General features: G+C 36.5%; 12 protein-coding genes and 1 pseudogene. 2 read left to right on the top strand and 11 right to left on the bottom strand.

Annotated features, from left to right (window positions below):
• Positions 1 to 91 (top strand): annotated as a pseudogene (locus CF599_RS19985) (transposase); the annotation flags it as partial.
• A gap of 85 nt (positions 92 to 176) precedes the next feature.
• Here CF599_RS19985 and CF599_RS16990 read toward each other — a convergent pair.
• Entirely contained in the window at positions 177 to 503 is a 327-nt protein-coding gene (locus tag CF599_RS16990) for a DUF6787 family protein (RefSeq protein ID WP_121967154.1), read from the bottom strand.
• A 92-nt stretch (positions 504 to 595) separates the two neighbouring features.
• Positions 596 to 1,621, bottom strand: coding sequence for a low specificity L-threonine aldolase (locus CF599_RS16985; protein ID WP_121967153.1), 1,026 nt, complete (start codon positions 1,619 to 1,621; stop codon positions 596 to 598).
• 48 nt (positions 1,622 to 1,669) lie between these two features.
• On the opposite strand from CF599_RS16985, the gene prfB reads away from it, so the two are divergent.
• A protein-coding gene (gene prfB, locus CF599_RS16980; RefSeq protein ID WP_121967152.1) for a peptide chain release factor 2 occupies positions 1,670 to 2,768 on the top strand; the annotation gives its coding sequence in 2 pieces (ribosomal slippage) (positions 1,670 to 1,732 and positions 1,734 to 2,768; 1,098 coding nt in all).
• A gap of 106 nt (positions 2,769 to 2,874) precedes the next feature.
• Here prfB and CF599_RS16975 read toward each other — a convergent pair.
• From CF599_RS16975 to CF599_RS16935, 9 genes are all read right to left on the bottom strand, one after another.
• A complete protein-coding gene (locus CF599_RS16975; protein ID WP_254050351.1) occupies positions 2,875 to 4,311 on the bottom strand; it encodes a TolC family protein in 1,437 nt (478 codons plus the stop codon).
• Positions 4,304 to 7,468, bottom strand: coding sequence for an efflux RND transporter permease subunit (locus CF599_RS16970; RefSeq protein ID WP_121967151.1), 3,165 nt, complete (start codon positions 7,466 to 7,468; stop codon positions 4,304 to 4,306). The genes CF599_RS16975 and CF599_RS16970 overlap by 8 nt, the downstream gene beginning before the upstream one ends.
• 25 nt (positions 7,469 to 7,493) lie before the next feature.
• A complete protein-coding gene (locus CF599_RS16965) occupies positions 7,494 to 8,576 on the bottom strand; it encodes an efflux RND transporter periplasmic adaptor subunit (RefSeq protein ID WP_121967150.1) in 1,083 nt (360 codons plus the stop codon).
• A gap of 263 nt (positions 8,577 to 8,839) precedes the next feature.
• Complete coding sequence (locus tag CF599_RS16960) at positions 8,840 to 9,235, bottom strand: hypothetical protein (RefSeq protein ID WP_143824828.1); 396 nt, start codon at positions 9,233 to 9,235, stop codon at positions 8,840 to 8,842.
• 268 nt (positions 9,236 to 9,503) lie between these two features.
• The gene (locus CF599_RS16955; RefSeq protein WP_121967148.1) at positions 9,504 to 9,836 is read right to left on the bottom strand and encodes a helix-turn-helix domain-containing protein; all 333 of its coding nucleotides are present in this window, start codon (positions 9,834 to 9,836) and stop codon (positions 9,504 to 9,506) included.
• 44 nt (positions 9,837 to 9,880) lie between these two features.
• Positions 9,881 to 10,222 carry a type II toxin-antitoxin system RelE/ParE family toxin gene (locus CF599_RS16950; protein WP_121967147.1) on the bottom strand — a complete coding sequence of 114 codons (342 nt, stop codon included), beginning with the start codon at positions 10,220 to 10,222 and terminating at the stop codon, positions 9,881 to 9,883.
• A 193-nt stretch (positions 10,223 to 10,415) separates the two neighbouring features.
• A complete protein-coding gene (locus CF599_RS16945) occupies positions 10,416 to 11,513 on the bottom strand; it encodes an inorganic phosphate transporter (RefSeq protein ID WP_121967146.1) in 1,098 nt (365 codons plus the stop codon).
• Positions 11,514 to 11,530: 17 nt separating this feature from the next.
• Positions 11,531 to 12,175, bottom strand: coding sequence for a DUF47 domain-containing protein (locus tag CF599_RS16940; RefSeq protein WP_121967145.1), 645 nt, complete (start codon positions 12,173 to 12,175; stop codon positions 11,531 to 11,533).
• A 322-nt stretch (positions 12,176 to 12,497) separates the two neighbouring features.
• The gene (locus CF599_RS16935) at positions 12,498 to 13,592 is read right to left on the bottom strand and encodes a DUF6266 family protein (protein WP_121967144.1); all 1,095 of its coding nucleotides are present in this window, start codon (positions 13,590 to 13,592) and stop codon (positions 12,498 to 12,500) included.
• Positions 13,593 to 13,929: the final 337 nt, after the last annotated feature.

Genomic DNA, 13,929 nt, shown 5'->3' with positions numbered 1-13,929 from the left:
TAATGCCAAAATTAAAGCATTCAGGGCTCAATTTAGAGGAGTAAGAGATATTGACTTCTTCTTATACAGATTGACTAAACTTTATGCATAAACACAACTTTTGAGATTGATCCTATAAAACATAAAAAAGGCTACCCATGGGTAGCCTTTTTAAATAATTTATTTCAATGTGTAATTTATTTATTCTCTTCCTTTTTCTCTTTAGGGAACAAGAATCCCATTCCCATATTCTTCAACATCTTTTTTACAAAGTTCCAAAAGAACTCACGTTGACCGAATAAAGTACCAATACATAATAAAATAACTTTATATACAGGCAGAATTAATACAATGTATAAAACCCAATAAAGTACAGGATTCATCACACCTCTTTCAATTCCTAAATACGATAAAATAGGTTTAGCAATAAATGCGGCTGTCGATCCCGTAATAGCAAAGACAATCAAAATAACCACTACTTGAAAGTTTGACGTAAGTCCCCAACGCTGTTTTAGTTTTTCCATTATTTAATTTAATTCTAAACAAAGGTAAAGCAATTTATATTATCTAAAAACATAAAAAGTCTTAAATATAAATAGATTACAAAAGTATCCGATTATAGTTCAAGTCTAGTTAAAGCCTCCATTACATACTCATGCATAACTTCGCGATAATCTAAATGTGTCACCATACGAAGCCATCCACCTCCCATTTCACTAATAGAAATATTCTTTTGTTTTAATTTATCTAATAGCGTCTTGTTTTGAGCTACCTCATGCAGTCTAAAAACAACGATATTAGTTTGAACAGGCAAAACCTCATTAATCCAAATCTTCTTGCTTAAAACCGCTTCTATTTGCTTTGCTCTAAAATGATCACGTTGTAGACGTCCTACATTATTCTTAAGTGCAAACAATGCTGCTGCTGCTAGATATCCTGTTTGACGCATTCCTCCACCCATAAGTTTACGAATGCGAATAGCTTTTTTAATATCTTCTTTAGATCCTAATAAGACAGAACCTACTGGTGCTCCAAGGCCTTTAGAGAAACACACTGATATCGTATTAAACAAAGCACCGAACTGACTAGGATGTTGTGATTTTGCTACTAAAGCATTCCATAATCTCGCTCCATCTAAGTGTAGTTTTAATCCCTTCTGATTACATACCTCGCGAATGCGGTCTATCTCATTCAACTCATAACACGCACCGCCACCAAGATTAGTTGTATTCTCTAAACACACTAATTTAGTTATTGGCAAGTGAAAATTAGTTGGATCATTATAGTTTTCTAAGACTTGTTCAGCAGTTATTCTTCCTCTATCTCCATCTACTAATGCACAACTAACTCCGCTATGCACAGCTATTCCTCCGCCTTCAAACATATTTATATGAGAGCTTTTATCGCAAATAAGGTGATCTCCAGGCTGTGTATGTAGCTTAATCGCTACTTGATTTGCCATCGTTCCTGAAGGAAAAAAAAGGGCAGCTTCCATTCCAAACAACTCAGCTACAGCAATTTCTAATTCATTCGTACTTCCATCTTGCTTATAAACATCATCCCCTACCCTTGCTTTCATCATATAATTCAACATTTCAGGTGTAGGCTTAGTGATTGTATCACTGATTAAATTAATTTCCATAAATTGAATAGGAATAAGTATTTTTGTGGTATAAAAGTATTAAAAATTATGGTAACCACAGAACAACAGAAGGATATTATTGATCGCCTTGGTGCGTTAAGGAGGTATCTTTGACGTCGATAAGAAGCTTATCGAAATAACCAACGAGGAAGAAAAGACATTTGCTCCTGATTTTTGGAATCATCCAAAAGAAGCAGAAATCATCGTTAAAGCTCTCAAATCCAAAAAGAAATGGGTAGAGGGTTATGAATCTGCTATGTCTAATTTAGAAGAACTAAAGATTCTTTTAGAGTTTTATGCAGAAGGAGAATACACAGAAGAAGAGGTAGTAGAACAGTATCAAAAAACTTTGCAAATCATCGAGGAGCTAGAGTTTAAGAATATGCTATCTGATGAAGGAGACAGTATGAGTGCCGTATTACAGATTACAGCTGGTGCCGGTGGTACTGAGAGTTGTGATTGGGCAGCGATGTTGATGCGTATGTACATTATGTGGGGAGAGAAGAACAAGATAAATGTAAAAGAACTAAACTATCAAGCTGGAGAGGTAGCTGGTGTCAAAACCGTTACACTAGAGTTCGATGGGGAGTTTGCTTTTGGTTATCTAAAAGGAGAAAACGGTGTACACCGCCTTGTCCGTATCTCGCCTTTTGACAGTAATGCGAAGCGACATACATCTTTTGCGTCTGTTTATGTATATCCACTTGCGGATGATACTATACAGATCGAAGTAAGTCCTGCTGATATTTCGTGGGAAACTATGCGCTCTAGCGGTGCTGGTGGACAAAACGTAAATAAAGTAGAGACTGCTGTACGTCTGCGTCACCACCCTACTGGTATTATCATTGAGAACTCAGAAACCCGTTCTCAATTAGATAACAAAACGAAAGCGATGCAACTTTTAAAGTCTCAATTATACGAAATAGAGCTGAAGAAGAAACAAGCTATGCGTGATGAAATCGAAGCTAATAAGAAGAAGATTGAATGGGGGTCGCAAATCAGAAACTATGTGATGCATCCTTATAAATTAGTCAAAGATGTCCGTACTCAATTTGAAACTACTGATGTAGATTCTGTTATGGATGGAGAAATTGACAAATTCTTAAAGGCATATCTAATGATGATGGGACAGAGAGAAGAAGAATAAAAAAAAGGAGCCAATGGCTCCTTTTTTCACCTATATACCTAAGAGTTCCTTATCACCTCTTAAGCAGTATAGGATTTTATCAAAATCAAATCAGCATTATTCTATCTTATTGCCATCCGCCTCCAAGGCTTTTATAGATGTCCACTACAGCATTTAACTGTTTAGCTTTCGTTTCTACTAATTCGAGCTTGGCATCCATCGCTTCACGTTGTGTCATCAGTACTTCTAAGTAATCTGCTCTTGATGATTTAAACAACAGATTAGCGATATTCACAGACTCTGACAAGGTCTTAGACTCATTGTCTTTATACTCATACACCTTTTGCATATTCTGTATTTTAGACATCTGATTTGCCACATCTAGATAAGCATTCACTATTCTCTTATCATACTCATATAGCGCCTGTACCTGGTGAGCATTTGCAGTATTAAACTCTGCTTTTATAGCGCTTTTATTAATTAAAGGCGCCGCCAACTCACCTACTAATGAATACATCATCGACTCAGGTAACTTCGTCAAATACGAAGGTTTAAAAGCATTTAAGCCAAAACTAGCAGAGATATCTAACGAAGGGTAAAACTCTGCTCTAGCCACCTTCACATCTAACTTGGCTGCCTCTAACTCTAGCTCTGCTTGTTTAATATCTGGTCTGTTAGATAATAACTGAGATGGAATACCAGTCTTTACAGTAGCTGGTACTAATGCCATAAAGTGCTCTTTATCCCTAACTATCGCTTGTGGATAGCGTCCTAGCAAAGCATTGATACGGTTCTCTTTTTCTGTAATCTCTTGTCTTATCGCAAACTCTAATCCCTGTGCTTTCAACAGTTCAGCTTCAAACTTCTTCACCCCCAACTCTGTTCCTCTTGCTGCTTGTTTCTGTATTTTTACTACGTCAAGTGCCTGCTTTTGCAAGTCGATATATTGCAAGGTTAAGTCTAACTGATTATCTAAAGCTAACAACTCATAATACGAACTCGCTATTTCAGCAATTAAGTTAGACAGTACAAAGTTCTTCCCCTCTACTGTACCTAAGTATCGCTTTACCGCAGCCTCCTTAGCATTGTGAAGTTTGCCCCACATATCTATTTCCCAGCTCGCTGTAATGCCCGCAGAGAAATCTCCTAACGGCTCAGGCATCTTTCTTCCAGGCTCTATATCAGTACTCGCATCACCAGCTCCTTGGCTAGTATATCTTCCTACTTTCTCAACTCCTGTACCTATACCTGCTCCTACCTTAGGTGCTAACTTCCCTTTTTTATAAAGTACTTCATTCTTCGCTACTTCTAATTCTTGAAGAGTGATTAGCAGCTCTTGATTATTAGTCAATGCTTCTTCTATTAAAGAAGTCAAATTCTTGTCCGTAAAAAACTGACGCCAAGGCGTTAATCCACTATTTAGCGTATCATCTGACACACTATAAGCTGTAGGCAACTTTGCTTTACTGTCAAAGTCTATAGCAGCTTGCGGAGTCTTACAACTCCACAAGCTTATTCCCATTATGACTATAATACCTATTCTATTTATATCTTGCTTATTCATCGATCTCAATGTGTTCTGATAATGGTGTTTCATCCTCATAGCGACTCAACTTAGTCTTATCCGCTATTGTTCCAAAAATAAAGTATAACCCTGGCACGATAATCAATCCGAAAATAGTACCGATTAGCATCCCTCCTGCCGCAGCCGTTCCTATCGTTCTATTTCCTATAGCCCCAGGCCCTGATGCTATTACCAAAGGAATTAATCCTGCGATAAAGGCAAACGAAGTCATCAGAATAGGTCTAAAACGAAGACTTGCTCCCTCTACAGCAGATTTAAATACACTGTGTCCTTCTCTATGCCTGAAGATAGCGAACTCGACTATCAGCACAGCATTCTTACCAAGTAGCCCGATCAACATCACCATCGCCACCTGAGCATAAATATTATTCTCTAATCCCAAAGAACTCAAACAAAAATACGCTCCGAAAATACCCGCTGGAAGTGATAATATGACTGGTAGAGGTAAGATGAAACTCTCATATTGCGCTGCAAGAATCAAGTACACAAATCCTAAACAGATCGCAAATATGACAGCTGCTTCATTACCTCTAGACACCTCGTCTTTAGAGATACCTGCCCAGTCTATACCATATCCTCTTGGCAATGTTTCTTTTGCCACTTCCGTAATCGCTTTAATAGCAGCCCCACTACTATATCCTGGAGCTGGTGCACCACTTATCTCTGCTGAGTTATACATATTATGACGAGTGTACTCTGATAGCCCATATACTTTCTCTAAAGTTAGGAAAGCAGAGTACGGCACCATCTCTCCCTGATCATTCTTCACGAACATCTTCAGCACGTCTTGTGGCAATGCTCTATACTCTGGAAGTGCCTGTACCATTACTTTATAAGGTCTATCAAACTTGATAAAACTCGTCTCATAGTTACTTCCTATTAGAGTAGATAAGTTCTCCATCGCAGCAGAGATAGACACTCCTTTTTGTTCTGCTTTATCATTGTCTATCTTTAATAGATACTGAGGAAAACTAGCACTGTAGAACGTAAATACAGATCCTATCTCAGGGCGTTTACTAAGCTCTTTAACCAAGTCTTTACTCACCTGCTCCATCTTCGCATAGTCACCACTTCCCGATTTATCTAATAATCTCAACTCAAAACCTCCTGCCGCTCCGTATCCTGGCACTGCTGGTGGCTGGAAGAACTCAATATTCGCACCTGTCAACTCTTTTGACTTCTCTTCTAATTCCTCTATAATCTCCTGTGCAGATTTGCTACGTTCTTCCCAACTCTTTAAGTTGATTAGACACGAACCTGTATTTGCACTCGTTCCCTCTGTTAGAATTTCATACCCAGCTAATGAAGATACAGACTGTACGCCGTCTATACCCTCAGCTATCTTTTGTAACTTAGCGGCTACTTGATTTGTACGCTCTAATGTAGATCCTGGAGGTGTCTGTATAATCGCATAGAACATCCCTTGATCCTCATTAGGTATAAATCCTGTAGGCAGACTATTGTTCAAAAAGTACACTCCTGCACAGAAGGCTGCTAACATCCCGAATGTCAATGTTCGCTTATTTACGATCTTAAGCAGGATGTTATTATATCTACTTGCCCCTATCACGAACAGCCTATTAAATCCATCTAAGAATCTATTTAAGACTGTTTTCTTTCTTGGAACACTGTGATTATTCTTTAATATCAACGCACATAAAGCAGGTGTCAATGTCAACGCCACAATACCTGATAACACAATAGCTGTCGCCATAGTAATAGCAAACTGACGATAGAATATCCCCACTGGTCCACTCATAAAAGCAATAGGTATAAATACCGCTGCCATTACACATGTAATCGCGATAATCGCTCCACTGATTTCGTGCATTGCTTCTTGTGTTGCCTTATACGGGGAGAGATGCTTCTCCTCCATCTTGGCGTGGACGGCCTCTATCACTACGATAGCATCATCCACAACCACCCCAATCGCCATAACCAAAGCAAATAGTGAGATAAGGTTTAACGTAATACCAAATACCCCCATCAAAGCAAATGTTCCTATCAATGAAACAGGTACCGCTAGTGTAGGTATTAATGTAGAACGCCAGTCTCCTAAGAACATAAATACCACTATCCCTACTAATATAAAGGCCTCAACTAATGTGTGTATTACTTTTTCTATAGAAGCATCTAAGAATTTAGACACATCATAACTCACCTCATAATGCATTCCCTTAGGAAAGTCACTATCTAATTTGGCCATTAAGCTTTTGACATCTTTAATTACATCACTAGCATTACTTCCGAAAGACTGCTTAACTACGATAGCGGCAGATGGCTTACCATTAAGATTAGAGTAGATGTCATACATCGTACTTCCGAACTCTATCTCTGCCACGTCTTTTAATCTCAATATCTCACCAGCAGCATTAGATCGAAGAATGATATCACCATATTCTTTCTCATTACTGTAACGTCCAGAATACTTTAATACATACTCAAAAGCCTGTGATCTCTTACCTGAGCTCTCTCCTACACGTCCAGGAGATGCTTCTAAACTCTGCTCTTCTAATGCCTTCATTATCTCATCAGAAGATATCTTATACGCTGTCATACGGTCTGGTTTTAACCAAATACGCATCGCATACTCTCTATTCCCTAATATACTTGCTACTCCTACTCCTGGTACCCTTCTTAATTCTGAAAGTATATTAATATCTGCATAGTTATATAAGAACTTCTGATCAGCGTGTGGATCATCACTGTATAAGTTAACATACAGAAGCATATTAGACTCCTCACGTGTGATCTTAACTCCTTCGCGTACTACTAAAGGAGGTAGTTTGTTCACTACAGAAGATACGCGGTTCTGCACATTCACAGCTGCCAAGTTAGGATCAGTACCTAAATCAAATATCACCTGTATAGAAGCCTCTCCATCATTACCAGCATCTGAAGTCATATACTTCATCCCAGGTACACCATTTAAGGCTCTTTCTAATGGGATAATAACAGATTTAATCATTAACTCCCCATTCGCTCCTGGGTATTCCGCAGTAATATTTACTTTCGGAGGAGAGATAGAAGGAAATTGTGTTACAGGTAGTTTCAATAATGATAATACTCCTAAGAAAACTATAATCAATGAAATAACAATCGACAGAACGGGTCTGCGAATAAATGTCTTAAACATAATGTTGAATTACTTATTAAATTGATTAATCTGCGCTAAGGCGTAACGAAGAGATTACTTGCTTAGGTTCTTTAAACACAATCTTCACTTGATCTCCTTCTTTTACTTTTTGAATTCCCTCTAATAATATTTTATCTTTAGAAGAAAGCCCTGAACCCACTATATATAAATCTGGTAATTCCCCTGATATAGTGATATTCTTAGCGTGTATTACTCCTTTAGGATCTACTGTGAACACATATTTTTTATCTTGAATCTCGTAAGTAGCTTTTTGAGGAATGATCATCGCCTGTACTAAAGGCACAGTCATTCTCACTTTACCTGTCTCTCCATTTCGAAGTAGTTTATCAGGATTAGGAAACTTGGCTCTAAAAGCGATATTACCAGTTTCATTATCAAACTCACCTCCTATTGTTTCTACTATCCCTTTATTTGGTAATAACTTCCCGTTAGCTAAGACCAACCCTACCTCTACAGCATCGTGATTCTTGGCTTCCTCTTTATAATTAAGATATTCTACCTCTGATACATTATAGTACGCATACATATTAGAGTTATCAGAAAGACTAGTTAATAATTCTCCCTCTTCTAATAAGCTTCCTAATCGTTTAGGTAGATAATTAATATACCCTGAGAATGGCGCTTTAATCTCTGTATAAGAAAGGTGTATTTGAGCAGATTGCATTTCAGCCTTTGCCTTTTGTAGCTTAGCTTGAGCTACAGCTTTCTCGCTTTTAGACACCACATTATTAGAAGACAAGGTCTCTACATTCTGAAGTTCTATCTGTGCCTCTGCTACCTCTGCTTTCGCTTTTTCTAATTCAGCTCTGTGCAACTGTGCATTAATGCGAAACAGCACCTGCCCTTGATTGACATACTGTCCCTCATCTACTAAGATGGCATCTAGATATCCTTTTTCTTGTGTGCGGATTTCAATGTTTTTAATTGACTTAACTTGTGATACATAGTCTTTAGTCACTATGGTATCCATAGTTATAGGATTAGTAATAGGATAATCCTTAACTTCTTCTTTTTCCTGTTTGTGCGAGTTACAGCTAACCATTGCCAATACAGTACTTAGAGAAACAATAAATGCTACTCTTTTCATACAATAAACTTTGCTAATTAAATTGATTTCGATAAACCCATATAAACGAAAGTTCTATTGACTACATCAAAAGCTTGCTTAGAAAAAAGCATACAGTGTATGATCTCAAACTAGCTAAAGCTATTTAAAACAGATGTAATGTGTAATATACCAATTGTGTAATATGGGGTAATAAGTGCTCTTGAAGCAAGCACCTCACTGTAAAAGCTATAATCTATAAGAAACGATATAGCCCATCAGTAAACATTATAGAGAATCTAAGATCAGATTCTCAGTGTACGATATACAATGTATTTATGATCAAATAATTGTATCAAAGCTTCATAGAAAGAACGGCGTCTTCTATAAGCAAATAAAACGAAATGAATAAAAATAGCACATACAAATACCTTTACTAATGTTGCTACTAAAACCAATTGGTCTAAAGTATGTACATCATCGCTGTTATCTGTCTCTATGCTTGAGAAAGAGTTATCTGCTCTATATTCTTTAATTCTCTTTTGAACTTCCCCTTTGATAGTATAACTAATGTTATCTACACCGTGTGAAGCTCCTAAATACTGAGAAGAATAGTTAGCTTGAGTTGTATCCATAACCTTCACCCCCACTACAGATAGTAGGATAAATAGGGCGATAATATGTGCTAGAATATGTCTCATAACTAGCATCAAATTTAGTATTAGATTTGAACTCTCAATTCACCTTAACACTATTTAACACAGCTCATTTATAACTTTTTATTCTAAACAAGTTTTAGCTAACATAAGCCTCTAAAAATCAATAAATTCAAAATATAACACCAAACAATAATCATTATACGCTCTGTTTTAATAAATATAATGCATTATTATAAAACACAGTTTTTCCAATAAGACCAAAAAAAAGTGGTACATCACTGTACCACTTCTATATATTGATCACTTCAACTTATACACTTAAAGTAATATCTTCTTCTATATTAAATGTCAACTTCACATCTAATGCAGTAAACACTTTCTGAATAGTATATAACCCGATATTTAAAGTAGAACTCTCTATTCTAGATATTTGAGATCTTTTTACTCCAACTAATTCACCTAACTGTTCTTGCGTTAAATTCTTCTTTTTCCTAAGACGTTTGATTTCACTAGCTAACACATCAATTCTAACTCTAGTGTCAAAATCAGTTCTAGCTGCTGTTCCTACTTTTCCTATATACTTATCTACAATAGCCGAATGAGGCTTTAGTATAAGCTTTTGACTATCTAATGATGCTTTCATACAATCAATGTTTTTTTACATATTTAATAACGCTTAAAAGATAGCTAAATTGATTCTAAGTAAATCCTACGTATCTCCCTCGCTCTCGCTATTTCTTTTTTTGGAGTCTTCTGTGTCTTTTTAATAAAACCATGAGTAGCTATAATAAGCGAGTTAGTTTTTGGACACCAAAAAGAGAGTAAACGATATTGTATTTTACTATATAAGGTACGAAACTCCCAAATATCATTATCTAACTTCTTAAAAAGTTCACTATCTATAGCTGAGGATTCCAATACACGTTCAACATTATAAACTACTTTAGCTCTAGCCTTTATGTCTAAACTATCTAAGAAATGTTCTACTTCTTGAGTATATAATATACTTTTAATATTTCTGTCAAACATAAAGTACCTTTTGTCTCTACAAATGTAAGAAATAAATGTTACAAATATGTAACATTTAATTAATTAATATAAAACATACTAATCCTATACCTTACACAACCAACATCATACTGACGCACAACTTTTCCAATAAGACCAAAAAAAAAGTGGTACATCACTGTACCACTTCTATATATAAATCTATATAATAGTCTTATAAAAAGTATGAAACTAGGTAATATACCACCATTGCTATAATAGCAGATACTGGAATAGTTAATACCCAAGCCCATAATAAGTTAATCGTCACACCCCATCTCACAGCAGATATACGCTTCGTAATACCTACCCCGATGATAGATCCTGTGATAGTATGCGTAGTAGATACTGGAATACCTAAGTGCTCAGTAACGTATAATGCTACAGCACCTGCAGTCTCAGCAGCTACACCTTCTAATGGAGTTACTTTAGTAATCTTAGATCCCATCGTTTTCACGATTTTCCACCCTCCAGATAATGTACCTAGACCGATAAATAAGAAAGATGCTAATGGCACCCATCCCCAGTCGTGTACGAATACCTTAAATGTATCTACTCCAGACACTAAATATTCTGGATCCATATCTACATTCACGTGATAGAAGATAACCGCAGCACCGATAATACCCATAACTTTCTGAGCATCATTACCACCGTGTCCTAAAGAGAACAATGCAGAAGATACTAACTGTAAGCGTTTAAACCAAGTATCACATTTATGCGAATTAGAATTACGACATATCCACATAATACCTACGGTAATAAAGTATGCCAGTATCATCCCCAAAAATGGTGCACCGAAAATAAACAAGAAGATTGGAATTACCTTAGCATATACAATTACTGCCTCTCCTCCTGGTGCAAAACCACCAGCGTGAGCTACAGCTGCACCGATAAATCCACCGATAAGTGTATGCGATGAAGAAGAAGGAATACCCAACTTCCACGTAATCAAGTTCCAAATAATAGCAGCTACAAGCCCTGCGAAAATCACTTCTAAAGTAATGAAGTTCTCATTTACGGACTTAGCAATAGTATTACCAATCTTAAATTCTCCAATAATATATAGAGAGATAAAATAGGCAATAAAGTTAAATGCCGCAGCCCACAATACTGCTTGGAATGGTGTTAACACCTTAGTCGTCACGATAGTTGCTATAGAGTTAGCTGCATCGTGAAAACCATTAATATAATCAAACCCTAATGCTAAGACGATAATAATCATCAGCATAATACCAGCTTGATTAGTAAACATTCCTAAGAAAAAATCCATAAATAATGTTCCTTTAATTAAGCGTATTTTACTGTAATTGTCTCTAACACGTTAGCAACGTCTTTACAACTATCTGTTGCTGTTTCTAGAGCCATCATTACCTCTTTATATTTAATAATTTCGATTGCATTACTTTCGTTTTCGAAAATATCTGCAACAGCTTTATCAAACACTTTATCCGCTTTACGCTCTAAACGAGAAATGTTTTTACTTATTTCTGCTAAAGCTTCGAAGTTCTTGTTGTCTTTTAAGATTAAAAGCCCTTTAGCAACTTCGTTACAAGCTTCTACGTTAGCCTCTGTAAGTTTTCTCAACGCTTTAGTCACTTTATCGATTTGGTATAATCTCATACGAGATGCCGCATCAGACAAGTGATCTGCGATATCATCAACAGCTGTAATTAGCTTGTGGATATCCTCACGATCAAAAGGAGTAATGAAGTTTTTTCCAAGTTCTACACGTGTAGTTTGAGCGATAGCTTCAATTTCTTGTTTTAATACTTCTACGTTTTTTAATAACTGATCTCTTTCTTTAGCTGGAGCATTTACTGCTTCATTTAAAGTTTCTGATAGTTTCTTAATCTTACCTGCTGCCTTTTCAAATAATGGATAGAAAGTCTTATCCTTTGGCACTAAAAACTGAAAAATATTGTTTAATGACATTTTTAATAAATGATAATAATCAGGCGCAAAAGTAAACCATTTAAGTTAGCCTAATGTTTCCTTAACGTTAATTTTTACCCCTGTGTTAATAAATCAATTTCTCTTATAAAACCGTAACTAATTGTCATACAAAGATAAAAGTATTTTACCACATTAAATTAACGTTAAGTCAATAATTTTAAAAGTTATGTGCTAATAATCTTACTATGTACTATCTTTTACTCTAAAAACACACATTAGGACATCTCTTTGAATCCTCAAGAGCATTTTATCCATAATATTCATCTCCTAAAGCCTTACTTATCCATAACATAATAGTAAATCACTCTTGCTGTTCCACTCTAATATCCGGTACATCTAAAATAGAACGCGCGCCCTCAATCATTCCACTCGGTTTAGAAGAACTCTGTTTCTTGCTGTTATCAGTGCTATTATCTACCTCAACATTCCCTTTTAATATTCGTTTTTTTACTCGGCGGGTATACCCTGGTGGTGTCCATTTCTTCAGTTCTTTTTCTTTAATAGCAGGCTCCACAGATTCGTTACCTATTTCTACATTGGTAGTGGAAGCCACCTCTTCTAGGCACTGTTTTAACGCTATTCTTTGTACTTGTTCTAGAGGCATAACCTCTGTTATTTCTTGTTTTGTATTTCCCATTTCTTGATTCACGTTCCCTGCTACCTCTTTCCCATTCTCTGTTTTATGTTTCCCCGCTACCTGTTTCCCGTTCCCTGATTCCTGCTCCTCTTTTCTTATTTCCTGTTCCTCGATAAGCTCTATCATCCCATGAAAGCAACTTGTGCTATGCATACTCCCGTCAGCAGCCTTCCACATACTCCAAAAGTACACCTTCCCGCTTTTCCACTCTGTTGGGACACTAAAATGCGCGTACTTATCTACGCGGTTTTCCACATTATGTATAGCTACGAACTTGTCTAATGTCTCGTTATATAGCATCATCGTCAGCGAATCTGTATCTAGCGTCATCGCATTGACCAAGCTATTATCCCACTGCACTTTAAACTTGCCTGTTTTCATGATATTAATCTTTCTAATCACAGCAGGAGCAAGGTTTCCGATAGATAAGATTGTTTGTTCTACAGCGATATGTTGTAGTCCATTAATCATTGTGATGCCTTGTTTCATCATCCTTGAAATCATTTGCTCTTTGCCGATCAGCCATTTCTCACCTACTTTAGCCGTAGGGCAATGCGCATTGACAAAGTCCCTAAACTTACTCGCATAAGTAGATACTAGGCTCATCTTATCCCACTGAAGCAACTGCTTCGCGGTTGCTTTTTTCCTTGATTTGCTAGGTTTAGAACGAAGCCAATTTTTCCCTCTCCATATATATCCTACTACTGGTCCAATTTTTCCTCTTGTTGCACCTAATATTCCTTGTTTAATTTCTGCCATAACTTTAGTTTTTTTGTGCTTTTGTTTTTTTGGTTTTTTGTATTTGTAATATATAAAAATCAGAATACCAAATACATATAGATAAAAAAAAGTTTATCATCTGTTCATCCCACTCCTACTCTAGCTTGGTATCAATCAGCTGTCAATCCAACTGAAATTATTTACAAAAAATACTGTATCATTTCAGCGAATGACGACTGATTTGATCCAAATTTTGATTTTCTAGCACATAGCCCATGGCATCCCCTTAAAAGTAAGTTCAAGATAATCAACAAGAGCATACACGGGCAAAAATTGCTCAGCCCTACTACTCACCTACCACTATCCCTTAAATGTC

The organism is Myroides sp. N17-2, assembly GCF_002286775.1.
GTDB lineage: Bacteria > Bacteroidota > Bacteroidia > Flavobacteriales > Flavobacteriaceae > Flavobacterium.
Note: the sequence above shows the minus strand (reverse complement) of the source record. Positions and strands in the feature narration are given on the sequence as shown.